Annotated in this window: 24 protein-coding genes; 15 read left to right on the top strand and 9 right to left on the bottom strand. The window is 71.6% G+C overall.

The features are described 5' to 3' along the window. The first annotated feature begins 56 nt into the window (after positions 1-56). Positions 57-308, top strand: coding sequence for a hypothetical protein (locus AB0J67_RS21270; RefSeq protein ID WP_363485133.1), 252 nt, complete (start codon positions 57-59; stop codon positions 306-308). A gap of 37 nt (positions 309-345) precedes the next feature. On the opposite strand, the gene AB0J67_RS21265 is transcribed toward AB0J67_RS21270, so the two are convergent. Further along, positions 346-651, bottom strand: coding sequence for a 4a-hydroxytetrahydrobiopterin dehydratase (locus tag AB0J67_RS21265; protein WP_363485132.1), 306 nt, complete (start codon positions 649-651; stop codon positions 346-348). A 217-nt stretch (positions 652-868) separates the two neighbouring features. Between AB0J67_RS21265 and AB0J67_RS21260 the strand changes: the two genes are divergently transcribed. From AB0J67_RS21260 to AB0J67_RS21240, 5 genes are all read left to right on the top strand, one after another. Continuing rightward, a complete protein-coding gene (locus AB0J67_RS21260) occupies positions 869-1,282 on the top strand; it encodes a (deoxy)nucleoside triphosphate pyrophosphohydrolase (protein WP_363485131.1) in 414 nt (137 codons plus the stop codon). 110 nt (positions 1,283-1,392) lie between these two features. Continuing rightward, positions 1,393-2,358, top strand: a complete 966-nt coding sequence (locus tag AB0J67_RS21255) for an iron ABC transporter permease (protein WP_363485130.1) — start codon at positions 1,393-1,395, stop codon at positions 2,356-2,358. Next, positions 2,355-3,392, top strand: coding sequence for an iron ABC transporter permease (locus AB0J67_RS21250; RefSeq protein WP_363485129.1), 1,038 nt, complete (start codon positions 2,355-2,357; stop codon positions 3,390-3,392). The genes AB0J67_RS21255 and AB0J67_RS21250 overlap by 4 nt, the downstream gene beginning before the upstream one ends. Next, the gene (locus tag AB0J67_RS21245; RefSeq protein WP_363485128.1) at positions 3,389-4,159 is read left to right on the top strand and encodes an ABC transporter ATP-binding protein; all 771 of its coding nucleotides are present in this window, start codon (positions 3,389-3,391) and stop codon (positions 4,157-4,159) included. The genes AB0J67_RS21250 and AB0J67_RS21245 overlap by 4 nt, the downstream gene beginning before the upstream one ends. Before the next feature lie 165 nt (positions 4,160-4,324). Then, complete coding sequence (locus tag AB0J67_RS21240; protein WP_363485127.1) at positions 4,325-5,266, top strand: iron-siderophore ABC transporter substrate-binding protein; 942 nt, start codon at positions 4,325-4,327, stop codon at positions 5,264-5,266. 105 nt (positions 5,267-5,371) lie between these two features. Here AB0J67_RS21240 and AB0J67_RS21235 read toward each other — a convergent pair whose 3' ends face one another. The 6 genes from AB0J67_RS21235 to AB0J67_RS21210 all read right to left on the bottom strand — a co-directional run bounded on the left by AB0J67_RS21235 (position 5,372) and on the right by AB0J67_RS21210 (position 13,425). Next, positions 5,372-6,211 (bottom strand): DUF559 domain-containing protein, encoded by an 840-nt coding sequence (locus AB0J67_RS21235; RefSeq protein WP_363485126.1) that lies wholly within the window; start codon positions 6,209-6,211, stop codon positions 5,372-5,374. A gap of 173 nt (positions 6,212-6,384) precedes the next feature. Then, positions 6,385-7,380: a succinate dehydrogenase/fumarate reductase iron-sulfur subunit gene (locus AB0J67_RS21230; protein ID WP_363485125.1), complete on the bottom strand. Its 996-nt coding sequence runs from the start codon at positions 7,378-7,380 to the stop codon at positions 6,385-6,387. Next, positions 7,377-9,263, bottom strand: a complete 1,887-nt coding sequence (locus AB0J67_RS21225; protein ID WP_363485124.1) for a fumarate reductase/succinate dehydrogenase flavoprotein subunit — start codon at positions 9,261-9,263, stop codon at positions 7,377-7,379. Before AB0J67_RS21225 ends, AB0J67_RS21230 begins: the two co-directional genes overlap by 4 nt. Before the next feature lie 19 nt (positions 9,264-9,282). Beyond that, entirely contained in the window at positions 9,283-10,092 is an 810-nt protein-coding gene (locus tag AB0J67_RS21220; RefSeq protein ID WP_363485123.1) for a hypothetical protein, read from the bottom strand. 509 nt (positions 10,093-10,601) lie between these two features. Next, the gene (locus AB0J67_RS21215) at positions 10,602-11,933 is read right to left on the bottom strand and encodes a metallopeptidase TldD-related protein (protein WP_363485122.1); all 1,332 of its coding nucleotides are present in this window, start codon (positions 11,931-11,933) and stop codon (positions 10,602-10,604) included. A 55-nt stretch (positions 11,934-11,988) separates the two neighbouring features. Beyond that, complete coding sequence (locus tag AB0J67_RS21210; RefSeq protein WP_363485121.1) at positions 11,989-13,425, bottom strand: TldD/PmbA family protein; 1,437 nt, start codon at positions 13,423-13,425, stop codon at positions 11,989-11,991. Positions 13,426-13,722: 297 nt separating this feature from the next. Between AB0J67_RS21210 and AB0J67_RS21205 the strand changes: the two genes are divergently transcribed. From AB0J67_RS21205 to AB0J67_RS21180, 6 genes are all read left to right on the top strand, one after another. Next, the gene (locus AB0J67_RS21205) at positions 13,723-14,772 is read left to right on the top strand and encodes an ABC transporter ATP-binding protein (protein ID WP_363485120.1); all 1,050 of its coding nucleotides are present in this window, start codon (positions 13,723-13,725) and stop codon (positions 14,770-14,772) included. After that, positions 14,769-15,857: a dipeptide ABC transporter ATP-binding protein gene (locus AB0J67_RS21200; protein ID WP_363485119.1), complete on the top strand. Its 1,089-nt coding sequence runs from the start codon at positions 14,769-14,771 to the stop codon at positions 15,855-15,857. Before AB0J67_RS21205 ends, AB0J67_RS21200 begins: the two co-directional genes overlap by 4 nt. Further along, positions 15,854-16,855 (top strand): ABC transporter permease, encoded by a 1,002-nt coding sequence (locus AB0J67_RS21195; RefSeq protein ID WP_363485118.1) that lies wholly within the window; start codon positions 15,854-15,856, stop codon positions 16,853-16,855. Before AB0J67_RS21200 ends, AB0J67_RS21195 begins: the two co-directional genes overlap by 4 nt. An 11-nt stretch (positions 16,856-16,866) precedes the next feature. After that, positions 16,867-17,853, top strand: a complete 987-nt coding sequence (locus AB0J67_RS21190) for an ABC transporter permease (RefSeq protein ID WP_363485117.1) — start codon at positions 16,867-16,869, stop codon at positions 17,851-17,853. Between the two features lie 99 nt (positions 17,854-17,952). Continuing rightward, positions 17,953-19,692 (top strand): ABC transporter substrate-binding protein, encoded by a 1,740-nt coding sequence (locus tag AB0J67_RS21185; protein ID WP_363485116.1) that lies wholly within the window; start codon positions 17,953-17,955, stop codon positions 19,690-19,692. 247 nt (positions 19,693-19,939) lie between these two features. Then, the gene (locus AB0J67_RS21180; RefSeq protein ID WP_363485115.1) at positions 19,940-20,065 is read left to right on the top strand and encodes a hypothetical protein; all 126 of its coding nucleotides are present in this window, start codon (positions 19,940-19,942) and stop codon (positions 20,063-20,065) included. A 153-nt stretch (positions 20,066-20,218) separates the two neighbouring features. Here the strand turns inward: AB0J67_RS21180 and AB0J67_RS21175 are convergent, their stop codons facing one another. Next, positions 20,219-21,934: a prolyl oligopeptidase family serine peptidase gene (locus AB0J67_RS21175; protein ID WP_363485114.1), complete on the bottom strand. Its 1,716-nt coding sequence runs from the start codon at positions 21,932-21,934 to the stop codon at positions 20,219-20,221. Positions 21,935-22,002: 68 nt separating this feature from the next. Here AB0J67_RS21175 and mshB point away from each other — a divergent pair, with 68 nt between their 5' ends. Together mshB and AB0J67_RS21165 are read left to right on the top strand one after the other, a co-directional pair. Beyond that, a complete protein-coding gene (gene mshB, locus AB0J67_RS21170; RefSeq protein ID WP_363485113.1) occupies positions 22,003-22,863 on the top strand; it encodes an N-acetyl-1-D-myo-inositol-2-amino-2-deoxy-alpha-D-glucopyranoside deacetylase in 861 nt (286 codons plus the stop codon). 13 nt (positions 22,864-22,876) lie between these two features. After that, positions 22,877-23,299 carry a hypothetical protein gene (locus AB0J67_RS21165; protein ID WP_363485112.1) on the top strand — a complete coding sequence of 141 codons (423 nt, stop codon included), beginning with the start codon at positions 22,877-22,879 and terminating at the stop codon, positions 23,297-23,299. Here AB0J67_RS21165 and AB0J67_RS21160 read toward each other — a convergent pair. Beyond that, complete coding sequence (locus AB0J67_RS21160) at positions 23,296-24,054, bottom strand: hypothetical protein (protein WP_363485111.1); 759 nt, start codon at positions 24,052-24,054, stop codon at positions 23,296-23,298. The two genes, AB0J67_RS21165 and AB0J67_RS21160, sit on opposite strands and share 4 nt — an antisense overlap. Positions 24,055-24,112: 58 nt before the next feature. On the opposite strand from AB0J67_RS21160, the gene AB0J67_RS21155 reads away from it, so the two are divergent. Further along, the gene (locus AB0J67_RS21155) at positions 24,113-25,606 is read left to right on the top strand and encodes a hypothetical protein (RefSeq protein WP_363485110.1); all 1,494 of its coding nucleotides are present in this window, start codon (positions 24,113-24,115) and stop codon (positions 25,604-25,606) included. Positions 25,607-25,726: the final 120 nt, after the last annotated feature.

The following is a 25,726-nucleotide window of genomic DNA, read 5'->3' as shown; positions in this document are numbered from 1 at the left end:
GCGGGGTGGCGGCGCTGCCGTACGCTGCGCGTCGTCGCCCGGCGAAGGAGATCGATATGAGGCACCCGGCTACGTTGCGGAAGTTCCTGGCGGTGGCGGTCGTGTCGACGGGGGCGGGCCTGCTCTGCCTGGCCGCCGTCTTCGCCGACGCGCCCCCGGAGCCCGGCGGGTTCGGGCTGGTGCTGGGCTTCTTCCTGCTCGCCCTGGGGTTGATCCACTTCGCGGTGCACGCCATCGCGGTGCTCATGCGCGACCACGAGCTGTGGCGCAGCAGCCACTTCACCGACGTGTTCGAGAGCACCGACTGACGGGGTGTGCGCCGGTCCGCTTCCGGCGACCGGAGAGCTACTCGCTCAGTGCCTGGTACGCGGCCTCGACGCGGGCGGCCATGCCGATCTCGGAGTCGGTGAGCGTGCCGTTGTCCCCGGCGCAGAGCTGGATCTGGGTCCGGCCGTCGAGGCGGCGGATGTGGGGGCGTACCCCGAAGGTGTCCGCGGCGACCGAGATGCGCTCGGTCATCACCGCGTGCTGGGTGTCGTCGAGGGGGAGGGTGCGCTTGAGGCAGTCGCCCTCGTGGACCCACCCGGTGAGCTGGGAAAGTGCGTCGCTGATGTAGTCGCGTCGTTGGCCCCGTCTCCAGACCGCGCCCATCCGCACCTCCGATACCTCCCAGGCGGCTGATATCGGCTTGTGGCCGAATCTTGTCCGCACCGACACTTCGGTGAGACCTATCCTGCCTGTAATCGCGGCGTGTGTCCACGCGCACAAAACCGACTTCCTGCACTTCACGGGACGGTGTGTGCAGCGCGGACTCGTCTGGTGACACCGCGTTCACCATGAAGCGCGTTTGTCTGGCACGCTGTCCGCCGTGCCTAACTTCTCCTCCGAGATCCGAATCATCGTCGGTGCTGCCATCATCTCCGATGGGCGGGTGCTGGCCTGTGAGCGTTCCGAACCGGCCGAGGTGGCCGGTCGGTGGGAGTTTCCTGGCGGAAAGGTGGAGCCGGGGGAGACGGAGCAGGACGCGCTGGTCCGTGAGTGCGAGGAGGAGCTGGGCGTCACCGTCGAGGTCGGCGAGCGCGTCGGCGACGACGTCATGCTCGGCCACGGCCGCGCGGTGCTGAAGGTGTACACGGCCACGCTGGTCAAGGGCGTGCCGCAGCTGATCGAGCACGCCGAGCTGCGCTGGCTGGCCGCGCACGAACTGCACACCGTGCCGTGGCTGCCGGCCGACGCGCCCATCGTGGCGGCCCTGCCGAAGTTCATGGGAGATGGGGCGTAGGTCACGCCACGTCGACATCTAAGGCTCGCCTTACCTAAGCTGCCGTGTCGGTGACAACGGCAGCTTAGGGGGCAGCGGTGCTCGGCACGGTCAGGCGCGGGGGTTTCCTCGTGCTCGGGATCGCCGTGCTGCTGGCTGCGGTCGTGGCGAGCCTGACCGTCGGCAGCCGCCACATCCCGCCGGCGGAGGCGCTGGACGTGCTGCTGCACCCGTCGACGAGCGAGGCCGCGCTGATCGTCCGCGAGCTGCGGGTGCCGCGTACCCTCGTCGGGCTCGAGGTGGGGGCGGCGCTCGCGCTGGCCGGTGTGATCATGCAGGCGCTCACCCGCAACCGGCTGGCCGAGCCGCGGGTCCTCGGCATCTCCGCGGGCGCCTCGACCGGGGTCGTCATCGCGATCGCCCTGTTCGGCGTGGTGAGCCTGTCCGGCTGGATCTGGTTCGGCCTGGCCGGGGCCGCGCTCGCCGGGATGCTGGTGTTCGTCGTCGCGGCGCGCACCCGGGACGGCTCGGGGCCGGTCAGCCTCGCGCTGTCGGGCGCGGCGATCGACGCCGGGCTGGGCGCGCTGATCTACGGCATCCTCAGCATCGACGCGGCCACCTTCGAGCAGTACCGCTTCTGGGTCGTCGGCTCGATCGCCGGGCGCACCCCCGCCATGGCCGCGCAGATCCTGCCGTTCCTACTGGTGGGCGCGGTGCTGGCGATCGCCGGGGCGCGCGGTCTGGACGCGCTGGCGCTGGGCGACGACGTCGCGCGCGGCCTGGGCCACCGGATCCATCGGGTACGCCTGGTCGCGGCGATCGCCGCGATCGTGCTCACCGGCGCCGCCGTCGCGCTCGCCGGGCCGATCGCGTTCGTCGGCCTCGCCGTCCCGCACGCCGCCCGCGCCCTGGTCGGCACCGGGCACCGCTGGGTGCTGCCGCTGTCGGCGCTGCTCGGCGCGGCCCTGGTGCTGCTCGCCGACGTGCTCGGCCGGGTGCTGACCTCGGGTGAGGTGCCCGCGGGCGTGGTCACCGCACTGGTCGGCGCGCCCGTGCTGCTGTGGCTGGTCCGCCGCGCCCGGGTGGTGGCGGCATGAGCGCCGCGGCCGGAGCGCGGGGTCGCGGCATCGTCCTGGCCGCCGGGCGGGTGAGCTTCGTGCTGCCCCGGCGCGACCTGCTGGTCAGCGTCGGCCTGCTCGCGCTGCTGGTCGCGGTCGTGGTGGCCGCCGTGGGCATCGGCACGGTCACCGTGCCGCCGGTGGACGTGGTGCGCTCGCTGCTGGCCGGCGGCACCGACCACGACCTGATCGTGCGCGAGCTGCGCTTCCCCCGTGTGGTGCTCGCCGTCGCCTGCGGGGCGGCGTTCGGCCTCGGCGGGGCGCTGATCCAGTCCGTCGCCCGCAACCCGCTGTCCAGCCCCGACGTCATCGGCATCACCCAGGGCGCGGGGCTGGCGGCCACCATCGCGCTGACCTCCGGCATGGCGTACGCCCTGATCGCGCCCATGGCGATGGCGGGCGGGCTGCTGGCGGCGCTGGCGGTGTTCGCCTTCGGCGCGCGCGCCGGGTTCGCCGCGAACCGGTTCGTGCTGGCTGGGGTCGCCGTCGCGTTCGCGCTGCGGGCCGGCATCGAGATCGTGATGACCTCGGCGGAGACCATCGACGCGCTGCGTGCCCAGATCTGGCTCATCGGCTCGCTCAACGGCCGGGGATACGAGGAAGCCGGCGTGCTCGGCCTCGTGCTGCTGCTGGCGCTGCCGCTGCTGCTGTGGGCCGCCCGCGCGCTGCGGACCAGTGCCCTGGACGACGACACCGCCCGTGCCCTGGGTGCCCGGCCCGGCGCGCGCCGGGTCGCGGCGGGGGCCCTGGGCGTGGTGCTCGCCGCCGCGGCCACCGCGCAGGTCGGCGCGGTCGACTTCGTGGCCCTGGTGGCGCCGCAGGTCGCCCGGCGGCTGACCGGCGCCGAGCGGCCGCCGCTGCTCGCGTCCGCGCTGGCCGGGGCGGTGCTGGTGGTGCTGGCAGACCTCGCCGCACGGATGCTGCTCGCGCCGACCCAGCTGCCGGTGGGCGTGCTCACCGCCGGCATCGGCGGCCCGTACCTGGTCTACCTGCTCATCAGGAGGCGTCGATGAGGCTCGCCGGACAGGACCTGGTCGTCGGCTACGACGACCGCACCGTCATCGACGGGCTCTCGGTGCAGATCCCGCCGGGCGGGCTCACCGTCATCATCGGGCCGAACGCGTGCGGCAAGTCCACGCTGCTGCGTACCCTCGGCCGCCTGCTCAAGCCGCGCGGCGGCAGCGTGCTGCTCGACGGGGAGGTGCTGCACGACCTGCCGCCCCGCCAGGTCGCCCAGCGCCTCGGGGTGCTGCCCCAGTCGCCCCTGGTGCCCGAGGGCGTGACCGTCGCCGACCTGGTCGCCCGCGGCCGCCAGCCGCACCAGCGCTGGTGGCAGCAGTGGTCTCCCGCGGACCGCGCGGCGGTCGACACCGCCCTGGCCGACGCCGACATCACCGACCTCGCCGACCGCCCCGTCGAGGCCCTCTCCGGCGGCCAGCGCCAGCGCGTCTGGATCGCCATGGCCCTGGCCCAGCAGACCGAGGCCCTCCTGCTCGACGAGCCCACCACCTTCCTGGACCCCGCCCACCAGGTCGACGTCCTCCGCCTCATGCGCCGCCTCCAGCAGGGCGGCCGCACCGTCGTAGCCGTCCTCCACGACCTCAACCAGGCCGCCCGCTACGCCGACCACGTCATCGCGATGAAGTCAGGCCGCATCATCGCCGCCGGCCCACCCCCCGAGGTCCTCACCGAACCCCTGATCCACGACGTCTTCTCCCTCCCCTGCACCGTCATCCCCGACCCCCTCACCGGCTCCCCCCTGGTGATCCCCCACCCCTGACCTGACCCACCCCGCCCTCCAGCTGCGAGGCGGCGATCTTGCGCGGGGTGTGGGTGCGACACGCATAGACCGGACAAATCCATAACAGTTCGCGCAAGATCATCGCGATCTTGGCGACACCGGCCCGGATACGGGGCCGGGCGGCAAGGAAGGAAAGTGGCAACTGTGAAGAGGCGAGTTGCGGTCATGGCCGCGGCGGTGGCGGCCGGGCTGGTGTTGGCCGGGTGCGGTGAGGCCAAGGAGAGCGGCGGCGAGACCGGTGCGGGCGGTGTCGAGATTGTCCACGCGATGGGCACCACCACGGTGCCCGCGGCGCCGAAGCGCGTCGTCGTGCTGGACACGGACAAGGTCGACACCGCGCTGACGCTGGGCGTCAAGCCGGTCGGCGCGGCGCGGGCCGGCGAGCTCACCGGCTGGCCGACGTACTTCGGCGCCGGGGCGACCGACGGCATCACCGAGGTCGGCGTGCTCACCGAGCCCGACCTGGAGGCGATCGCCGGGCTCAAGCCCGACCTGATCCTGGGCTCCAGGTTCCGGCAGGAAAAGTTCTACGCCGAGCTTGCCAAGATCGCCCCGACGGTGTTCACCGAGAACGTCGGCAAGACCTGGAAGGAGAACTTCCTCCTCGACGGCAAGGCTCTGGGCAAGGAGCAGCAGGCCAAGGACCTGCTGGCGGCGTACGAGAAGCGGGCGAAGGACGTCGGCGCGGCCATCCCGGACGCCGCCGCGCGCAAGATCTCGCTGGTGCGCTTCATGCCCGACCACATCCGCGTGTACGGCCCCGAGTCGTTCTCCGGCATCGTGCTCGGCGACGCCGGCCTCGGCCGCCCCGACCGCCAGCTGCTGGCCGACAAGGACGACAAGCGCTTCGACAAGGTGAGCGCCGAGCGCCTCACCGAGGTCGACGGCGACTTCATCTTCATCGCCGCGTACGGCGAGAAGTCCGCCGCCGAGCAGCAGAAGATCACCGCCGGCCCGCTCTGGTCCACCCTGTCCGCCGTCAAGGCAGGCAAGACCCAGGTCGTCGCCGACGAGACCTGGATGACCGGCATCGGCGTCACCGCCGCCAACAAGATCCTCGACGACCTCACCACGTTCCTGAAGTAACCCCCGAGATCGCGACGATCTTGCGTGGACTGTGGGTACGACACGGGCGATCCCGGCGTATCCCCAACAGTTCGCGCAAGATCGTCGCGATCTTGCGTTGACGGGTCAGGACCAGGCCGGGGTGAGCAACGGGCGGAGAGCGGCGACGATGCGGCGGGGGTGGGCGTAGAGGTCCTGGTCGGTGAAGTGGCGCATGTGCCAGCCCTGGGCGGCGAGCCAGTTGCCGCGGTAGCGGTCGTGGCGGATGCGGTCGCGGGTGAGGTGCGACGAGCCGTCGTACTCGATGCCGACCTTGATCTCCTCGTAGGCCAGGTCCAGGCGGAAGCGGCCCACCTCGAGCTGGGGTTCGGGGCGGGGCAGGCCGCCGTCGACGATGACCAGGCGCAGCTGGCTCTCCTGGCGGCACTCGGCGCGGCCGTCGGCCAGCGGCACCAGCTCGCGGGCCTGGCAGACGCCGCGCAGGCCGCCGTGGGTCCACAGCTCGGCGGCCAGCAGGTCGGGGGAGACCGCACCGGCCCGCAGTGCGGCGTCGAGGATGGGCAGGGCGTCGATGCGGCGTACGGTCCGGGCCAGGGTCACCGCGACCCGTTCGGGCGGTAGCAGCGGCACGCCGTGCCGCCACACCGGCTCGGGGAGCGGGAGCGCCGACTCGCCCGCCGTGACGCCGTCCAGCCGTGGGTGGGCGTGCCCCTGCGGCACGGTGACATGGATCAGCGGGGACGGCGAGACGCCGAAGCCGTACCACGCCGCGGCGGTCGGCCCGGACAGCCGTGCCCCCTCGGGCAGCAGCGCGAACAGGGCCTGCACCCGGCTGATCTCGTCGGTGTCGAGCGCGTACACGCCGCGCCAGGGTCGGCGCAGGTGACCGCGGTGGTGGGCGGTCCGCAGGTGCTGCACGGAGACGCCCTCGGTGCGCAGCTGCCGGAGCGTGGCGGGGACGGACATGGCAGAGAGGGTGCGCGCGGGGCGGAGTCGAACTCCACCCGCGCGCACCCTCTCCTGTGGACAGCGCCCCGGTTGTGCACAACCCCCTGATCAAGCCCGCCGTGTGCTATGGGCTTGCCTCAAGATCGCATCGATCTCGCGCAAGATCGACGCGGCGCAGTGAGAAAGCGGGGTCAGCGCTCGGGGTGGTAGTAGTTGAGGGAACTGGGGTCTACGGGGAAGGTGATGTCTTCGCCGAAGGGGCTCGCGGCCGCGGGGCGGTCGGAGAGCATCTCGTTCAGGTTGACATGACCTGCGGCGTTGACCTCGGGGCCCTGCGGGGCGCCGGCTCCGCGGCTGAAGTTGACGGGGGCCTGGTCGTCGGCCACGGTGACGGGGCCGGCGTGCACGGTCGGGCCGGCCGGCACGGTGGGGGCCAGCTGGTCACGGCGGAGAATCTTGCGTCCGAATACCACGAGCGGATCATAGCGGCGATCCACGACCCGTTCCTTCATGGGGATGATGGCGTTGTCGGTGATCTTGATGTGCTCGGGGCAGACCTCGGTGCAGCACTTGGTGATGTTGCAGTAGCCGAGGCCCTGCTGCTGCTGCGCGATCTCCTTGCGGTCGTGCCGGGCGTCCAGCGGGTGCATGTCCAGCTCGGCCGCGCGGATGAACAGGCGCGGGCCGGAGAAGGGCGGCTTGTTCTCCTCGTGGTCGCGTACGACGTGGCAGGTGTTCTGGCACAGGAAGCACTCGATGCACTTGCGGAACTCCTGCGAGCGGTCGACGTCGACCTGCTGCATGCGGTACTCGCCCGGCGCGACGCCGGCCGGCGGCGCGAACGCGGGCATCTCGACGGCCTTCTGGTAGTTGAAGGACACGTCGGTGACCAGGTCGCGGATGACCGGGAAGGTGCGCAGCGGGGTGACCGTGATGGTCTCGTCCTCCTCGAAGGTGGACATCCGGGTCATGCACCCGAGGCGGGGCATACCGTTGATCTCCATCGAGCAGGAGCCGCACTTGCCCGCCTTGCAGTTCCAGCGGCAGGCCAGGTCGGGCTCCTGGGTGGCCTGCAGCCGGTGGATGACGTCGAGCACGACCTCACCCTCGTTGACCTCGACCTTGTAGTCGTTCAGCTGGCCGCCGGACGCGTCGCCCCGCCACACCTTGAACTGCCTCAGAGTCACGACAGCTCCTCCTCCGTCATGTACTTGGCCAGCTCGGACTTCTCGAACAGGGCGAGCAGGTCGGGGGTCATCGTCGGGATCGGCTGGTGGGTGAGCTCCACATCGCCGTCGGTGGTCAGCGAGCAGACCAGGTTGACCTGGCGCCACTTCGAGCTCATCTTCGGGAAGTCCTCGCGGGTGTGGCCGCCGCGCGACTCCTCGCGCTCCAGCGCCGCCTTCGCGGTGCACTCCGAGACGACGAGCATGTTGCGCAGGTCCAGGGCGAGGTGCCAGCCCGGGTTGTAGCGGCGGCCGCCGGCCGCGCCGACCTTGCGGATGCGCTCGCGCAGCTCCGCCAGCCGGGTCAGCGAATCCTCCAGCTCGCCCTGGCGGCGGATGATGCCGACCAGGTCGCCCATCACGTCCTGCAGATCGCTCTGCAGGGTGTACGGGTTCTCGCCGCCGTCGCGGGCCAGCGGGGTGAGCGCCTCCTCGACCGCCGCGGCGACCTGGGTGTCGTCCACCTTCGGCCGCTTGGCCAGGCCGTCGGTGTACGCGGCCGCGTACTCGCCCGCGCGCTTGCCGAACACCAGCAGGTCGGACAGCGAGTTGCCGCCGAGCCGGTTGGAGCCGTGCATGCCGCCGGAGACCTCACCGGCCGCGTAGAGGCCCAGCACGCCGGGCGTCGCCGCGGTGTCCGGGTCGACCTCGACGCCGCCCATCACGTAGTGGCAGGTCGGCCCGACCTCCATCGGCGCGGTGGTGATGTCCACGTCCGCCAGCTCCTTGAACTGGTGGTACATGGACGGCAGCTTCTTGAGGATCTCCGCGGCGGGGCGGCGCGAGGCGATGTCGAGGTAGACGCCGCCGGCCTTGGTGCCGCGCCCGGCCTTGACCTCGGAGTTGATGGCGCGGGCCACCTCGTCGCGGGGCAGCAGCTCCGGGGGGCGGCGGTTGTTGTCGGGGTCGGTGTACCAGCGGTCGGCCTCCTCGGGCGTCTCCGCGTACTGCTTGCGGAAGACGTCGGGGACGTAGTCGAACATGAACCGCTTGCCCTCGGTGTTCTTGAGGACGCCGCCGTCGCCGCGGACCGACTCGGTGACCAGGATGCCCCGCACCGACGGCGGCCAGACCATGCCGGTCGGGTGGAACTGCAGGAACTCCATGTTGATCAGCTTCGCCCCGGCGCGCAGCGCCAGCGCGTGGCCGTCACCGGTGTACTCCCAAGAGTTCGAGGTGACCTTGTACGAGCGGCCGACGCCGCCCGTGGCCAGCACCACGGCGGGCGCCTCGAACAGCACGAACTCGCCGGACTCGCGGTGGTAACCGAACGCGCCCGCGATCCGCTTGTCGCCGGTGGACGAGTCGAGCAGCAGCTCGGTGATGGTGCACTCGGCGAAGACGCGCAGCCGCGCCTGGTAGTCGCCGTGCTTGGCCCGGTCCTCCTGCTGCAGCGAGACGATCTTCTGCTGCAGGGTGCGGATCAGCTCCAGGCCGGTGCGGTCGCCGACGTGGGCCAGGCGCGGGTACTCGTGGCCGCCGAAGTTGCGCTGCGAGATCTTGCCGTCCTTGGTCCGGTCGAAGAGCGCGCCGTAGGTCTCCAGCTCCCAGATCCGCTCCGGCGCCTCCTTGGCGTGCAGCTCGGCCATCCGGTAGTTGTTCAGGAACTTGCCGCCCCGCATGGTGTCGCGGAAGTGGACCATCCAGTTGTCGTTCGGGTTGACGTTGCCCATCGCCGCGGCCGCGCCGCCCTCGGCCATGACCGTGTGGGCCTTGCCGAACAGCGACTTGGAGATGATGGCGACCTTCTTGCCGGCCAGCCGGGCCTCGATCGCGGCGCGCAGACCCGCGCCGCCGGCGCCGATCACGACGACGTCGTACCAGTGCTTCTCAATGTTGACCATCTGTGTCACCTATCCCGGCTCAGCCGATGAACCGCAGGTCGTTCCACCAGCCGGCGGCGAGCCCCATGATGTAGAAGTCGGTGATCGCCAGCGTCGCCAGCGTGATCCAGGCCAGGCCCATGTGCCGGGCGTTGAGCTTGGACACGAACGTCCACGCGCGGTAGCGCACCGGGTGCTTGGAGAAGTGCTTGAGCCGGCCGCCGACGATGTGCCGGCAGGAGTGGCAGGACACGGTGTACGCCCACAGCATGATCACGTTGATCCACAGGATCACGTTGCCCAGGCCGAACCCGAAGCCGCCGCCGGGCGAGTGCATCGCCACGACCGCGTCCCAGGTGTTGATGAGCGAGATCAGGGCCGCCGCGTAGAAGGCGTACCGGTGCGCGTTCTGGAAGATCAGCGGGAAGCGGGTCTCGCCGGTGTACCTCGCGTGGCCGTCGGGCACGGCGCAGGCCGGCGGGGACAGCCAGAACGACCGGTAGTACGCCTTGCGGTAGTAGTAGCAGGTCAGCCGGAACAGCAGCAGGAACGGCAGGGACAGGGCCGCGTACGGGATGAGCGGGTTGTCCGGGATGAACCGTCCGAACTCGGCGGCCGCCGGATAGCAGCCCTTCGAGACGCAGGGCGAGTAGAACGGGGTCAGGTAGTGGTAGGCGTCGATCCAGTACCACTTCTGCATGAACACCCGGACCGTCGCGTACACCACCCAGGCCGTCAGGCCGATGACCGTGAGTACCGGCGCGAGCCACCAGCGGTCCGTGCGCAACGTCTTGGCGTCGATCGCGGCGCGGGGTTTCGCGCCCGTCGGCCTCGTTGCCGTCGTCGTCATCTCTTCGTCGCTCCCTGAGATACCAGTGGGGAACACGTGCGTGGATCAATCACGGACACGTTACGCCGAAAGATGTCGATCATGTGACCGGGGACACTGTGACGTACGGCATCGCGGTCTCGCCGTCCTCGGACACGGATCACCCGCCGACCCCCGCTTGATCACCCGTCCTGCCTGGCAAACGGGCGAATCATGACCCCGGATACGCCCATCTGCCAGGCAACTCCAACGATCAAGAAGCCCACGCGCGGGTACGCGGCACCGCCGCCCCGTCTCCCGTGTGCACCCAGTCCGCCACCTACCCCGCCCACCATTGACGTTGGCCTATCTGGATGACGAACTCGAGATCGAACTCATCCAGATAGGCCAACGTCGATAACAAACCCGGCCGGGCGCCCCCGTTCCGGCGCACACGCCGCAGCTCGGTGTGCAGTTTCGGGGAAACTGCGCGAATCCCGGGACGCGAAGCTGCAGTTTCCCCGAAACTGCCGGACGGGGTGGACCGGAGTTCAGCCGCTGGCGCCGCCGGTGAGGTTCCAGGAGGCGAGGTGGAGGGCGGGGGAGGTCCAGGCGCCGAGGAAGACGCGGGACGGCTGGGGCACGGCTTCGGCGCCCACGCCGAGGACCGCGCCGGGACCCAGTGCCTGCGGGTAGAGCTGGGTGAAGCGCATGTTGCGGACCGGGCGGGTGACCTCGCCGTCCTCGATCAGCCAGACGCCGTTGCGGGTGAGGCCGGTCAGGGCGAGGGTGCGCGGGTCGAGCACGCGGGTGTACCAGAGGTCCGTGATGAGCAGCCCGCGCGTGACCCGGGAGATCATCTCGTCGACGGTGGCAGTGCCGGGGGCGAAGGCGAGGTTCTGCGGGGTCGGGCCCCAGGCCGCGCCGAACGCCCCGGCGTGGCCGGTGGAGGCGCCGCCGCCGGTCGCGGCGGTGCGCCGGTCCTGCGCGAGCGCCGTGGTCACGCCCTTCTCGACCAGCGCGAGGCGGGTACGCGGCGTGCCCTCGGCGTCGTACGGCTCACGCGGGTCGTCGTAGAGCGTGATCGCCTCGTCGAACTGCTGCGTGCCGGGCTCGGCGAAGCAGCGCCGCTCCTGGTGCGCCTTGGCGTTGAAGCCGAAGTACGAGAAGTTCGTGAGCAGGTCGGCGACCGCCTCGGGTTCGAGGACGACCTCGTACCGGCCGGCCGGCAGCTCGACCGGGTCGGCCTGGGCGCGCGCCTTGCCCGCGGCGCGGGCGCCGAGCGCGGCGCCGTCCAGCTCGGACAGGGCGACGCCGGAGCGGCGCGCGACGCCGTCGGCGATACCGCCGGCGCCGGCGTCGCGGGCGATGCCGTCCATGTCGGCGGTGGTCGCCGACGCCGCCAGCGCCTGGCCGGCGGAGTTGCGGAAGGCGCCGGTCCAGTAGCCGGTCTGGCAGTAGCCGGCCGTCTCCAGGCCGCCCGCCGCGTCGACGAAGTCGCGGATCCGGGCCGCGCGGTCGTCCGGGGACGCCTCGCGGGTCGCCTCGTCGACCTCGCCGGGCAGGGCGAGCGCCGCGGCTGGGGCCAGGCCGGGCCAGCCCGGGTCGCGGGGCGCGGAGCGGACCGCGGCTGCGGTGCGCGACACCAGCGAGGTGAGCCCTTCCGGGCTGGTCAGCGTGCTGGTGGTGGTGACCGTGCGCCCGTCGAGGTGAGCGCGCAGCCGCACGCCGACGGTGTCCTCGGCGACGTTCTGGTGGATGCGGGAGTTGGCGAACCGGGTCAGCGCCCGGTGCACCGCGTCCGCGCTGACCTCGATCTCGGCCCCGGGCAGCGCCCGCTGCGCCAGGTCGAGCACCTGCTCGGCGATCTTCTCGACGGTCATGCCCTCTCCTCGCAACGCTCGCCGGCGGCACGGGCCGGCGCGGTTCCCGCGGTCGTCATGCGCGCACCCCCACGCGTACCCCCTGGAAACGGGCCGGAGCCGACGGGTGGCCGGTGTGCCCGGCCTGGGTGGGCTGGCCCTTGCCGCAGTTCGGGGTGCCCCAGTACTGGACCTCGCTGGAGAGCATGTCCATGGACTGCCAGAACTTCGGCCCGATGCCGGTGTAGGTCGGGTTGCGCAGCATGCGGCCGCGCTTGCCGTTCTTCACCTCGTACGCGATCTCGCAGCCGAACTGGAAGTTGAGCCGCTTGTCGTCGATGGACCAGGAGCGGTTGTTCTCCATGAACACGCCGTCGTCGGTCTCGGCGATGATCTGCTCCAGGGTGTGCGGGCCGGGTTCGAGGCCCACGTTGGTCATCCGCACCATGGGCAGCCGGGACCAGCCGTCGGCCCGCACGCTGCCGCCGTAGTCGAGCCCGGCCAGCGCCGCCGAGTCGCGCCCGGCGAGCACGCCGACCCAGATGCCGTCCTTGACGGCGTACCGCTTGGCCGCCGGGGTGCCCTCGTCGTCGAAGCCGAAGCTGCCCAGCGCGCCGGGCAGGGTCGGGTCGATGGTGATGTTCATCAGCTCCGAGCCGTAGCGCAGGCTGCCGAGCTGGGCCAGGTCCAGCCAGGAGGTGCCCGCGAACGCGGCCTCCCAGCCGAGGATGCGGTCCAGCTCGATGGCGTGCCCGACCGACTCGTGGATCTGCAGGAACAGCTGCTCGGGGCCGAGGATCAGCGCGGTCTCGCCGGCCGGGCACAGCGGCGCGGACAGCAGCGCGCGGGACTCCTCGGCCAGCCGCGGCGCGTGGGCGAGCAGGTCCAGCTCGCGCACCAGCTCCCAGCCGCGGGTGCCGTACTGGCCGCGGGCGGCGGGGTAGGAGCGCACCTGCGTCTCGCCCGCGCCGATCGAGGTGGCCTGGATGCCCGCGCCGCACTCGCGGACGTGCTGGTCGATGCGGTGGCCCTCGCTGGAGACGAACCACTTGCGGGTGTCCCAGATCTGGTACACGGCGGTGGCCTGGTCGGCGCCGTGCTCGACCATCGTCTTGGTGGCGTGGGTGAGCAGGTCGCCCTTGTCGGACAGGGGCACCGCGAGCGGGTCGACCAGGCATTCGCTGGCCCAGGTGGCGTGGCTGACGGTGGTCGGCACCAGGTCCGCGGCCGGTCCGGCCACGCGGGCGCTGGCCTTGGCGATGGCGGTGGCGCGGGCACCGGCCAGCCGTGCCGCGCTGTCGGACAGGTCCGGCACGGCGTAGAAGCCCCAGCTGGAGCCGACGAGCGCGCGTACGCCGATGCCGGCGGACTCGTCGGAGCTGAGGTCCTCGACCTCGCCGTTGCGGGCGTCCATGGACTCGTAGCGCTTGTGCATGACCCTGGCGTCGGCGTAACGCGCGCCCGCGTCGAGCGCCGCCGCCACCGCCGCCTCCGCGACGTCGAAGAAGCTCATGATCGCCACCCTAGTCCGATGGCGCCCGGTGCGTCGCCCGCGCGCCGCGATCGTCCGTATCGTCGCCCGCTCATCGGGATCGCCCGGCTCGTCGGCACTGACGGCGATCGTCCGACTTGCCTGCCGCAGCAACTGTCGTGAACACTCTTTCGGCTGCTCAGCCGTCGGAGACGGCCGATCGGAGGGGTGGCGTTAGCCAGTTGTTACGTACCGCGTCTGTTGCCGACACGCCGGGGTCCGTTACCTTTTGGCGCACGAGTATGAAAGTTTTCTTCATCGGCAGGGACGGGAGCGGCAATGACGCACGATGCTGCGGACCCGCCGTATCTGCAGGTCAACGACCTACGGGTGCGGTTCAGCACCGCGGACGGCGAGGTCCGTGCGGTGGACGGGGTGAGCTTCGGCCTCGGCAGAGGGCGCACGCTCGGCATCGTCGGCGAATCCGGCTCGGGCAAGAGCGTCACCAGTCTAGCGGTGATGGGGCTGCACGATCCGACCCGAACCCGGATCACCGGTGAGATCACCCTCGGCGGGCGGCAGCTGGTGGGGCTGCCCGACGACGAGATGCGCAAGCTGCGCGGCCGCGACGTCGCGATGATCTTCCAGGACCCGCTGTCGGCGCTGCACCCCTTCTACACGGTGGGCCGCCAGCTGACGGAGGCGTACCGCGCGCACCATCCGGACGCGTCGAAGAAGCAGGCGCACCGCCGGGCCGTCGACATGCTGGGCCGGGTCGGCATCCCGCAGCCGGACCGCCGGTTCGGGCAGTACCCGCACGAGTTCTCCGGCGGCATGCGCCAGCGGGTCATGATCGCGATGTCGCTGATGAACGACCCGGCGCTGCTCATCGCCGACGAGCCGACCACCGCGCTGGACGTGACGGTGCAGGCGCAGATCCTCGACCTGCTGGCCGACCTGCAGCGCGAGTTCAACTCCGCGGTCATCCTGATCACCCACGACCTGGGCGTGGTGAGCCAGGTCGCCGACGAGGTGCTGGTCATGTACGGCGGCCGCGCGGTCGAGCACGGCTCGGTGGCGCAGGTGATGCGCGGCCCGCAGCACCCGTACACGTGGGGCCTGCTGGCCAGCATCCCGAGCCTGCACGGCGACCCCGAGATCGACCTCAAGCCCATCAAGGGCAACCCGCCGAGCCTGATCAACGTGCCGCCCGGCTGCGCGTTCCACCCGCGCTGCGCGTACGCGATGAAGCCCGAGCCGTGCGCCACCGACGTGCCGCAGCTGCTGCCGGTGCCGGCCGACGGCCACCGCGTCGCCTGTCACCTGCCCGAGGACCGCCGGACCTCGATCTACACCGAGGAGATCGCGCACGTGGGGGTGGCCCAGTGACATCCGAACCCTTGCTGAAGGTGCGCGGGCTGACCAAGCACTTCGCCGTGCGCCAGGGGATGACCGGGGGCAAGGCGCTGGTGCAGGCGGTCGACGGCGTCGACCTCGACGTGCGCGCCGGCGAGACGCTCGGCCTGGTCGGCGAGTCCGGCTGCGGCAAGACGACCACCGGCCGCATGCTGGTGCGCCTGCTGGAGCCGACCGCGGGCTCGATCGAGTTCCAGGGCCGCGACATCACCAAGCTGGGCCGCTCGGCGATGCGCCCGCTGCGGCAGGACCTGCAGATCATCTTCCAGGACCCGTACTCCTCGCTGAACCCGCGGCACACCGTCGGCAAGATCGTGGCGATGCCGCTGGAGGTCAACGGCATCAAGCCGCCGCAGGGTGTCAAGGCCCGCGTGCAGGAGCTGCTGGAGCTGGTCGGGCTCAACCCCGAGCACTACAACCGCTTCCCGCACGAGTTCTCCGGCGGCCAGCGCCAGCGCATCGGCATCGCCCGCGCGCTCGCGCTGCGGCCCAAGCTCATCGTCGCCGACGAGCCGGTGTCGGCGCTGGACGTGTCGATCCAGGCGCAGGTCGTCAACCTGCTGCGCGACCTGCAGCGGGAGCTGGACCTGGCGTTCGTGTTCATCGCGCACGACCTGGCCGTGGTGCGCCACTTCAGCCGCCGCGTCGCCGTGATGTACCTGGGCAAGGTCGTCGAGGTCGGCGATCGGGCCGACATCTACGAGCGGCCGCGCCACCCGTACACCAAGGCCCTGCTCTCGGCGGTGCCGGACGTGGCCGCGTTCGGCGTGCCGCAGCAGCGCATCCGGCTCACCGGCGACGTGCCGACACCGCTCAACCCGCCGTCGGGCTGCCGCTTCCGCACCCGCTGCTGGAAGGCGCAGGACGTGTGCGCGTCCGAGCAGCCCCCGCTGGTCGCCCGCGACGGCAGCCCGCAGCTGGTGGCGTGCCACTTTCCCGAGCCCGCTGGGGAAAGCGGCCGGCCCGGCCCCGAGCCCGCTGGGGAGAGCGGGCCGCTGGGCTCGGCGGCGCACGTTCCCGGGCAGACCAACGCGAACGTACCGGAGGTGTCCGCATGAGTCTGTCGCAGATCGAGACCGAGCCCGGCGGCCTGGACCCGACGGCCGTGCCGGTCGCGCCGGGGCCCGCCATGGTCGGGCGCTCGCCGGGCCGGCTGGCCTGGGAGCGGCTGCGCAAGAACCGGACCGCCGTGGTGAGCGGCTGGGTGATGCTCTTCTTCGTGCTGCTCGGCGTGGCCGCGCCGCTGGTCGAGCTGCTCTACGGCATCGGGCCGTACGAGCAGTTCCAGGACAAGATCGCCAACAACAGCCTGCCGCTGGGCTACCTCGGCGGCGTCTCGGGCGAGCACTGGTTCGGGCTGGAGCCGCGGCTGGGCCGCGACGTCTTCATCCGCCTGGTGTACGGCCTGCGCACCTCGCTGCTGATCGCCACCTCGGCGGCGCTGCTGACCACGGCGATGGGCATCGTGCTCGGCATCGTCGCCGGCTACCTGGGCGGCTGGATCGACGCGGTGATCAGCTGGGTCATCGACTTCGCGCTGGCGCTGCCGTTCCTCATCTTCGCGCTGGCCGTCATGCCGACGGTGACCGCGCGCTTCTACGGCCCGCGCGACGACATCGACGTGCCGTTCCGGATCGCGGTGATGATCCTGCTGTTCGCGATGTTCGGCTGGACCGGCACCGCCCGGCTGGTGCGCGGGCAGGTGGTGTCGCTGCGCGAGCGCGAGTTCGTCGAGGCGGCGCGGGCCAGCGGCGCCGGGCTGTGGCACATCCTGTTCCGGCAGCTGCTGCCCAACCTGTGGGCGCCGATCCTGATCACGTTCTCGCTGGCGGTGCCCGGCTACATCACCGGTGAGGCGGCGCTGTCCTTCCTCGGCATCGGCATCGTCGACCCGACCCCCGACTTCGGCGTGATGATCAGCAAGAGCCTGGAGTTCATCGACGGCGACCCGATGTACCTGATCTTCTCGGGCACCGTGATCTTCCTGCTGGTGCTTGCCTTCAACCTGTTCGGCGACGGCCTGCGGGACGCGCTCGACCCCAAGTCAAGCCGGTAGGGGGCACGCCAATGCTGCGATTCCTGATCAAGCGGATGCTGCTCGGCACGCTGACCCTGTTCGCGGTCAGCCTGGTCGCGTTCGGCATGTTCTTCATGCTGCCCCGCGACGCGGTGGCCACCATGTGCGAGAAGAACTGCAACGCCGAGCGGCTGGAGCGCATGCGCGACGAGCTGGGCCTCAACGACCCGCTGCTCGACCAGTACACCGGCTACGTCAAGGGCGTCTTCGTCGGCCGCGACCTGGGCAGCGCCCAGGGCGGCTGGTGCGACGTGCCGTGCCTGGGCTACTCGTACATCAACAACGAAGAGGTCAGCGACATCTTCGCCCGGGTCATCCCGGTGACGCTGAGCATCGTCATCCCGGCCGCGATCCTGTGGCTGGGGCTCGGCATCGGGCTGGGCATGCTGTCGGCGCTGAAACGCGGCACCGTCTTCGACCGGCTGGCCATCGGGTTCTCGCTGACCGGCGCCTCGATGCAGCTCTACTTCGTGGGCGGCATCCTGCTGATCATCTTCGTGTACACGCTGAAGATCCTGCCGCCGCCGCGCTACGTGTCGCTGTGGGAGAGCCCGCTGGACTGGGCCGCGGGCCTGGTGCTGGCCTGGGTGGCGCTGGCGTTCCTGTTCTCGGCGGTGTACGCGCGGCTGTCGCGGGCGCAGATGCTGGAGACGCTGGCCGAGGACTACGTGCGCACCGCACGGGCCAAGGGCCTGACCAAGTCGAAGGCGTACGGCCGGCACGCGCTGCGCGCGGCGATCACGCCGATCGTCACCATCGCGGGGCTCGACGTCGGCGGCGCGCTGGGCGGCACGGTCATCACCGAGACCACCTTCGGCATCCAGGGCCTGGGCCGCACCGCCGTCGAGGCGGTCCGGCTCGGCGACCTCTCGACGATCATGGCGACCGTGCTCATCTCGGCGGTCTTCATCGTCGTCGCCAACATCGTGGTCGACCTGCTGTACGCGGTCATCGACCCCCGGGTGCGGCTGGGTTAGCGACCAAGCTGTAACCGACCGGGTATGGCGAAATCCGTCGATCATTGCTACATAATTTGTAGGTTTCCTTCACATCTGGCACGAGTGACTGGAGTGGATATGAGAACGAGAGCGGCACTCGCCGCGGCCGGCGCGGTTGCGCTGGTCGTGGCGCTGAGCGCCTGTAGCGAGAACACCAACCAGGAGTCCGGCGTCGACACCGACCGCAAGGCCAGCGGGGTCATCGCCACCGACCCGAAGGACTCGCTCGGCCCGGCGCCGGAGGTCCCGGGTGCGGTCAAGGGCGGCACCTTCACCATCCTGCGCGAGACCAAGATCTCGCACCTGGACCCGCAGCGCATCTACAACTTCGTGGGCCTCAACACCGCGCCGCTGTACTCCCGCTTCCTCACCACCTGGAAGGACGACGGCAAGGGTCACGTCACCCTGGTCGGCGACCTGGCCGAGACCCCGGGCGTGAACGTCAACAACGACTGCAAGGTCTGGGAATTCAAGATCAAGAGCGGGGTCAAGTTCGAGGACGGCAGCCCGATCACCTCCAAGGAGATCGCGTACGGTATCGCCCGCTCGTTCAACCCGGACCTCGCCGGCGGCCCGACCTACATCCAGGAGTGGCTGGCCGACACCGCGGCGTTCGACACCAAGTGGGACTTCAAGGCCAACAAGACGTCGCTGCCGCCGGGCCTGACCACGCCGGATGACAAGACGATCCGCTTCGAGTTCGCCAAGCCGCACTGCGACCTGCCGTTCGCCGCGTCGCTGCCGTCCACCGCGCCGCTGCCGCCGGCCAAGGACACCGGCGTCGACCTGGACGGCGCGCCGTTCGCGTCCGGCCCGTACAAGCTGACCAAGAACACCGCCGGCGTCGAGCTGGTCTTCGAGAAGAACGAGCACTGGGACCCGGCCACCGACCCGGTGCGCCACCAGTACCCGGACAAGTTCGTCTGGCAGTTCGGCCCCGACGCCACCGCGCAGACCGACCGGATCATCGCCGACGGCACCGACGCCGCCACGCTGGGCTGGAACGGCGTCGCCACCTCGCGGGTCGCGAAGGTGTCCGGCGACGCCGGCCTCAAGGGCCGCACGCTGCTGGAGCCGACGCCGAGCGCGAACCGGCTCACCATCAACACCCAGCGGGTCACCGACCTGGCCGTGCGCCAGGCGCTCAACTACGCGATCGACCGCGAGGGTCTGATCAAGTCGCTGGGCGGCGACTACGTCGCGTCCCCGATGACCACCCTGATGCCGCCGTCGACGCTGGGCTTCAAGTCGTTCGACGTGTACCCGGCCGGCAAGAACGGCGACATCGACAAGGCCAAGGCGACGCTCGCCGGCAAGACCCCCGAGCTGGTGCTCGCGATCAGCGACGACTCCGGTGACCAGGAGATCGGCACCCAGCTGAAGAACAACCTGGAGAAGGCCGGCTTCAAGATCACTGTCCGCACCACCCCCGCGGACAGCAAGCTGGACGACACCAAGAAGAAGGACAACCCCTGGGACCTGTACCTGGACTCCTGGGCGGCGGACTGGCCGAGCGGCGCGGCGATCCTGCCGGTGCTCTTCGACGGCCGCAGCATCAAGGCCGAGGGCAACAGCAACACGTCCTTCATCAACAACGACGCGATCAACGCGGAGTTCGACCGCGTCCTGGCGCTCGACCCGGCCAAGCAGGCCGACGAGTGGGCCAAGATCGACGAGCGGATCATGAAGGAGCTGGCGCCGGCCGTCCCGCTGTACGCCGACGTGGCCTTCTACATCCACGGCACGAAGGTCGGTGGCCTCTACATCGACAGCATCTTCGGCTACCCCGCCTTCACCCGCGCCTTCGTGAAGCAGTGACCCACCCCCGCAGCGCCGATCTTGCGCGGACTGTGGGTATGACACGCCCCAACCGGGCATAAAGGCAACAGTTCGCGCAAGATCGTTGAGCCGGGCTCCCCGCGGAAACTTCCGAACGGGGGGTCCGGCTCCTTGCTTCCGACAGGTGCGCGGCCGTCTGACCTGCGCCATCCTGGGACATGTGCCCGGGGAGGACAGCGTGGTCCAGCCCCGGGCGACCACGACGAAGCAGGCAGGGGGTCCGCTCATGGCAGTCCGCACGCGTGAGATCGCCGTCCGGGCGCAGCGGGCCGCCGACAAGGCCCGCCAGAAGGCTGCCACCGCCGACGAGATCGCCGCACGGGCCGCGGTCAAGGCCCAGCTCAGCCTCTGACCTGGTCACCGGCCGCAGAGCCCGGCGGTTGGCTGGGGAAGATCGCTGTTTCCGGTCAGAAAGCCGAGTGAGGCCGCAGGTTCTGACACGAGACAGCTATCTCCATCGCCGGCCGGCCGGACCGGGAGCCGCGCCGGGTGGCGGCCGCTGCGGTCAGGTGGGGATCGAGGTGGGGGCGGTCTCCTGGATGACGACGGTCGGCGGGAGCTCGTCGAGGGCGTGGCGGGCGTAGATCTCGCTGTCGAGTTCGCGTGGCCCCAGGTAGCGCTCGGCCAGCGGGATCGGCAGCCGCTCCCAGTCCCACGGCTCGACGGCGATCGCCGCACGCACCGTCTCCGGCCGCCGGGCCGCCAGCAGCGCGGCCAGCCAGCCGCCGAAGCCGCGGCCGTACGCGGTGACCCGGGTCAGGTCGAGGTCGGAGTGCTTGTCGGCGAGGATCCGCAGCGCCTCGGCGTGGTCGGCGACGGCCAGGTCGGCCACCCGGCGGTGGGTCACCTTCTCGAAGCTCGGCGACACCCCGACGGTGCCCCGCCCGTCCACCAGCACCACCGCGAACCCGGCCTCGGCCCAGTGCCGGGCCTGCGTGAACGCCTCGTGGTCGTTGCGCACCTGCTGGCCGGTCGGGGTGTCCGGCAGGCACAGCAGCACCGGCAGCCGCCGGCCGAAGACGTGCCCCGGCGGGTACAGCACGGCGGTGGGCAGCCGCCGGTCGGTGACCCGGTCCAGGGTGGGCCGGTTCGTGGTGGCGGGCACCGGGCGGCGCGGGGTCAGCTCCGTGATCATGTTGCCGGCGTGCCAGACGGTCAGCTGCACGCCCTCGTCGTCGAGGCTGCGGAAGCCGGTCACCACGGTGTCGCCACCGCAGGCCGCGCTGTGCCAGCCCGGCGCGCTGGTGAGCCGGTGCACCACCATGCCGCCGCTGGTGCTGCTGCGTACCCGGAACAGGTGCTGCTCGGCGGGCTCGCCCTCGCTGGCCTCGATGAGCAGGTCGCCCAGCTCGCCACCGGCCGAGCCGGGGCCGAGGCGTCCCACGACGCGCCGGACGTACAGGTTGGGCGGGGTGAGCAGGGTGCCGTCGGCGAACAGGCAGCGCGCGTCGTACCCGTCATGGGAGATCTCGCCGCCGACCAGCACCCGGCCGTCGGCGAGGTGGCGCGGCGTACCGGCGATGGGGTTGACCCAGCGCGGGTCGGCCAGCTCGGCGTGGACCTGCGTCTCGCCGGTCCGGCGGTCCACCGCCAGCACCAGGCCGTGGCCCTGCGAGCGGCGCAGCGCGGTGATCAGCGGGCCGCCGTCGGCCCAGCGCACCGCGCCGAGGTACGGGTAGATCTCGCGGTCCCAGTGCACGTCGACCCAGCCGCCGTCGAGGTCGAGCAGGTGCAGCGACACCTGCTCGCCGCTGCGGCGGGTGGCCAGCACGGTCTCCCCGTCCGGGGCCCACCACCAGCCGGAGCCGCGGCCGAAGTACGCCGCGTGCGGGTCGGGCTCGCCCCAGCGCACCCCGTCGGGCTCCCCGGCGAGCAGTTCGTCGCCGTCGGCCGAGGCGACCCGCAGCGTGCCCTGGTGCAGGTAGGCGATGCGGCGCCCGGTCGGGTCCGGGCGGGCCGCGGCCACCGGGCCGGGCGTGCCGATGGCGGTCACGCCGCCCGCGTCGCCGCGGTACAGCCGGCCGTCCGCGGTCCACGCCACGACGGCGCCGGTGCGGTCGAGGGCGAAGTCGTCGACCCCCTCGGCCACGGTCCGTGACCGCCGGCCGAGCGGCTCGCAGATGTCGAGTACGCGGTCGTGCAGGTGCCCCACCCGCAGGCCGTCAGCACTGACGGCGATGCGGTGGCCAGGCCCCGGTCCGTCAGGCTGCTGCGCCTCCATGGCCGCGATGCTATCGACGCGGGAGGTCGGCGCGTGGCGGTTTGCCTGATGCGGGCTAGAGTGACCGGGTGGCTCGCAGCATTGTGTTCGTGCACGCGCATCCCGACGACGAGTCGATCGGCACCGGCGCGACCATGGCCCACTACGCCGCTCTCGGCGCCCACGTCACCCTGGTGACCTGCACGCTGGGTGAGGAGGGCGAGATCCACGTGCCCGAGCTGGCCCAGCTGGAGGCGGCGCAGGCCGACCAGCTCGGCGGCTACCGGCTGGTGGAGCTGCGGCAGGCGCTGGCGGCGCTCGGCCCGATCGACCACCGCATGCTCGGCGGGGCGGGCCGCTACCGCGACTCGGGCATGATGGGCACCCCCGCCAACGAGCACCCGCGCGCCTTCTGGGGCGCGGACCTCGAGGAGGCGGCCGGCTACCTCGTCAAGATCATGGATGAGGTACGCCCGCAGGTCGTCGTCACGTACGACCCGAACGGCTTCTACGGCCACCCCGACCACATCCAGGCGCACCGGGTCGCCATGCGCGCCTCGGAGATCGCCACGGAGCGCGGCTTCGGCCCCTCCAAGATCTACTGGACGGCGATGCCGCTGAGCGTGCTCAAGGCGGGCGTCGAGGCGCTGCGCGACTCGACCGACAACCCGTTCGCCGCGGTCACCGACGTGTCGGAGTTCCCGTTCGGCACGCCGGACGAGGAGGTCGCGGCCTGCATCGACGGCTCCGACCACCACGACGCCAAGGTCGCGGCGCTCAAGGCGCACGCCACGCAGATCCCGGAGACGTCCTGGCTCTACTCCATCGCCGGCAACTTCGGCCAGGAGTTCATGGGCGTCGAGCACTACACGCTCGCGGTCGGCGAGCGCGGGCGCGGCGACGGCCCGTACGGGTGGGAGACGGATCTGTTCTCCGGTCTGCCCGAGTGAGCGGGCCGGTCCGGTGAGACTACTGGACTTCGGGCTGCGGGGGATCGGGGCGCTGCTCGCGGTGTTCCTCGGCGGCATGTCCGGCCTGCTGGAGGCGGTGTACACGCCGTACCGGATCGGCGGCTGGCCCGCGTTGTGGCTGCCGCCGCTCGCCTTCGCCGTCAACCTGTTCCTGGGCTGGTTCGCACGCACGGTCACCGGCGCGGCCTGGGGCTGGTGGCTGGCCGCCGTGCCGTGGTTCCTGGTGATGGTCTTCGCGGTGGGCGGCACGCAGGAGGGCGACCAGATCGCCGCGACCTGGCTCGGCCTGCTGACGCTGGCGGCCGGCGGCATCGGCTTCGTCGGCCCCGCCGCGTACCGGGCGGGCCGGGCGACGACCGCTCCCGCCGCCCGGCGGCCGGCCGTGCAGCCGCTGGGCGACGGGATCCGGCACTAGCCGCTCAGCGCGTCCAGCCGGTCGACCGCGTTCTGGTACGCCGTCGCGGGAACCCGTTCGGTGCTGGTGAACGGCCGCTCGATCTGGTGGATCGTGAACAGCAGCAACGTGATCATCCCGGCCACGGCGCTGGTCATCGCAAGCTGCGTTCCGATGTGGTCGAACCGGAAGAACAGGATCGGCATCCCCGCCAGCAGCGCGCCGAACAGCAACGCGAACCAGGTCACGTCGCCGATCCGCTTGTCCGCCAGAGCGAGCCGGTCCTCGCGCGCCTGCATGACGGCGTGCACCACGGCGTCGGGCGTCTCACCCTCGGTTGTGGACGCGGGCACCTGCGCGGCCACCGTACGCAGCTCGTTCAGCATGGCCCAGCCCTGGTCGCCGACCGGGCGCCCGTCGCGCAACCGGGGCAGCTCCTGGTCGAGGATCTCCCGCAGGTACGCGCGCGACACCGCGTGGATCCGGGCCCGCACCTCGGGCGGCCCCGCGTCGGCGGCCCAGGCCACCGACTGCACCGCCTGCGCCTCGCGGTACGTCGCGTCGCGCGCGTCGTTGCCGATCTGCCAGACGTCGATGAAGACGAACGCGGCGACGACGGCGTAGAGCGTGCCGGTCATGGAGAACACGACGCTCAGCACGTCATGAGTGTCGGAGCGGCGGTCCGGCGGCCACGAGCGGCGGATGAACACCACCGCGAGCGCGGCGAGACCGCAGATCCCGAGAAACCACAACAAGCCGCTCGCGTACGCCCGCATGGCGCCCTCCAAAAGAGCCACTCGCCCAAACGGGGCGTTTGGGGCTATACAGGATGCTATGTGTGCGACGTCCAGATTTCGACCCCTCGTCTTCGGGCTGTTCCTGGCCGCCGCCGTAGCCGTTCCGCCTGCCGGAGCGTGGAGCGCGCGGCCCGCGGCCGGCCCCGCCGCCGCCGCGCCGGGCGGCCTGATCCAGGTGCGCTCGGCCGTGCCCAACGCGCCGTCCGCCCTGGTCAGCGTGGATCCGGACACCGGTGCGGCCACACACGTCCGGTGGTTGGAGCACACCGTCAACGCGATCGGTTACGACGCCGCGCAGGACCTGCTCTACGGCGTGGCGACCCGCTTCCGGCTCGCGCCGCTGGGCGGCGGCGGGCACCTGGTCGCGATCACGCCTGCGGGGGATGTCGTCGATCACGGTCCTGTGCATGGCGGTTCGGTGCCGGTCTCGCTCGCCTACGCGGGGACCGTCGCCTACGGCGAGCTGATGCTGCGGGCGGGCAACCGCCTGATCGGCGTCGACGTGCGCGCGCAGTCGCCGACGTTCGGCCACGTCGCCCGGGACGTGCACCTGTCGTCGCCGGTGGACGTCGGGGACTGGGACTACGACCCGTTGCGGCAGGCGCTCGTCGGCGTCGCCGCCACGGGCGCGTCGGCGCGGCTGGTCGAGGTCGATCCGGCCACCGGGCAGGTCTCCACCCGCCCGCTCTCCGGCAACCCGCGCCGCGGCGGATCCTACGGCTCGGTCGCGCTGAACGGAGACACGCTGTACGCGGTCAACAACGGCATGGACCGGCCGCTGCGGGCGTACCGCATCGAGCTCGGCACCGGCGCGGCGACCCAGCTGTCGGCTTCGCAGCCGGTGCACGCCACCGACGGGGCCTGGCTCGCGAGCCCGCCGCCGTCTCCGTCACCCAGCCCGTCCCCGAGTCCGTCACCCAGCCCGTCGCCAAGCCCTTCGCCGTCGCCGAGCCCGAGCCCGTCGCCCACGCCGACTCCCAGCCCGTCGCCCTCGCCCAGTCCCAGCCCGTCGCCAAGCCCTTCGCCGTCGCCGAGCCCGAGCCCGTCGCCCTCGCCCAGTCCCAGCCCGTCGCCAAGCCCTTCGCCGTCGCCCAGTCCCAGCCCGTCGCCCTCGCCGACTCCCAGCCCGTCGCCTTCGCCAAGCCCGTCGCCGTCGCCGAGCCCCAGCCCTTCGCCATCTCCGTCGCCGAGTCCGAGTCTGTCGCCGAGTGCTAGCCCGTCACCCTCGCCCAGTCCTTCGCTGAGCCCGAGTCCTTCGCCGAGTCCGAGCCTGTCGCCGGCGCCACCCCCGCTGGTGGTGCCTGAGCCACCGCCGCCGGACCCCGTTCCCTCTCCGGAGCCCTCACCGGAGCCGTCGCCCGATCCGTCCACGCCGCAGCCGAGTCCGGTCCGGCGGCCGGGGGTGTTCCTGGTCGAGCCCGTGAGCGGTGCGCGCGATCCCGTGGAGACCGGCCGCAACACCGTGGTGATCTTCATTCTCGGGCTGTCGGGCGTGCGCCTGCTGCTCGCCGCCCGCCGCCGGCGACGGTGAGCCGGCCAGGTCTCCGGGCAGGTATGTACTGCGCGGGCCGACAACTTCTGGGTTGTGGAGCACCCGCAAGTTTTGGGGCGCCGCGGCGCCCCAGCCCCCGCGGCGGGACCCCGGCGCGCG

This window comes from Catellatospora sp. NPDC049609 (assembly GCF_040675365.1).
Taxonomy (GTDB): Bacteria; Actinomycetota; Actinomycetes; order Mycobacteriales; family Micromonosporaceae; genus Catellatospora.
Note: the sequence above shows the minus strand (reverse complement) of the source record. Positions and strands in the feature narration are given on the sequence as shown.

Coding starts and splice junctions, on each gene's coding strand:
- AB0J67_RS21270 (WP_363485133.1), top strand. CDS start 57: ATGAGGCACCCGGCTACGTTGCGGAAGTTCCTGGCGGTGGCGGTCGTG.
- AB0J67_RS21265 (WP_363485132.1), bottom strand. CDS start 651: ATGGGCGCGGTCTGGAGACGGGGCCAACGACGCGACTACATCAGCGAC.
- AB0J67_RS21250 (WP_363485129.1), top strand. CDS start 2,355: ATGAGCGCCGCGGCCGGAGCGCGGGGTCGCGGCATCGTCCTGGCCGCC.
- AB0J67_RS21245 (WP_363485128.1), top strand. CDS start 3,389: ATGAGGCTCGCCGGACAGGACCTGGTCGTCGGCTACGACGACCGCACC.
- AB0J67_RS21235 (WP_363485126.1), bottom strand. CDS start 6,211: ATGTCCGTCCCCGCCACGCTCCGGCAGCTGCGCACCGAGGGCGTCTCC.
- AB0J67_RS21225 (WP_363485124.1), bottom strand. CDS start 9,263: ATGGTCAACATTGAGAAGCACTGGTACGACGTCGTCGTGATCGGCGCC.
- AB0J67_RS21220 (WP_363485123.1), bottom strand. CDS start 10,092: ATGACGACGACGGCAACGAGGCCGACGGGCGCGAAACCCCGCGCCGCG.
- AB0J67_RS21215 (WP_363485122.1), bottom strand. CDS start 11,933: ATGACCGTCGAGAAGATCGCCGAGCAGGTGCTCGACCTGGCGCAGCGG.
- AB0J67_RS21210 (WP_363485121.1), bottom strand. CDS start 13,425: ATGAGCTTCTTCGACGTCGCGGAGGCGGCGGTGGCGGCGGCGCTCGAC.
- AB0J67_RS21205 (WP_363485120.1), top strand. CDS start 13,723: ATGACGCACGATGCTGCGGACCCGCCGTATCTGCAGGTCAACGACCTA.
- AB0J67_RS21195 (WP_363485118.1), top strand. CDS start 15,854: ATGAGTCTGTCGCAGATCGAGACCGAGCCCGGCGGCCTGGACCCGACG.
- AB0J67_RS21190 (WP_363485117.1), top strand. CDS start 16,867: ATGCTGCGATTCCTGATCAAGCGGATGCTGCTCGGCACGCTGACCCTG.
- AB0J67_RS21185 (WP_363485116.1), top strand. CDS start 17,953: ATGAGAACGAGAGCGGCACTCGCCGCGGCCGGCGCGGTTGCGCTGGTC.
- AB0J67_RS21180 (WP_363485115.1), top strand. CDS start 19,940: ATGGCAGTCCGCACGCGTGAGATCGCCGTCCGGGCGCAGCGGGCCGCC.
- AB0J67_RS21175 (WP_363485114.1), bottom strand. CDS start 21,934: ATGGAGGCGCAGCAGCCTGACGGACCGGGGCCTGGCCACCGCATCGCC.
- AB0J67_RS21160 (WP_363485111.1), bottom strand. CDS start 24,054: ATGCGGGCGTACGCGAGCGGCTTGTTGTGGTTTCTCGGGATCTGCGGT.
- AB0J67_RS21155 (WP_363485110.1), top strand. CDS start 24,113: ATGTGTGCGACGTCCAGATTTCGACCCCTCGTCTTCGGGCTGTTCCTG.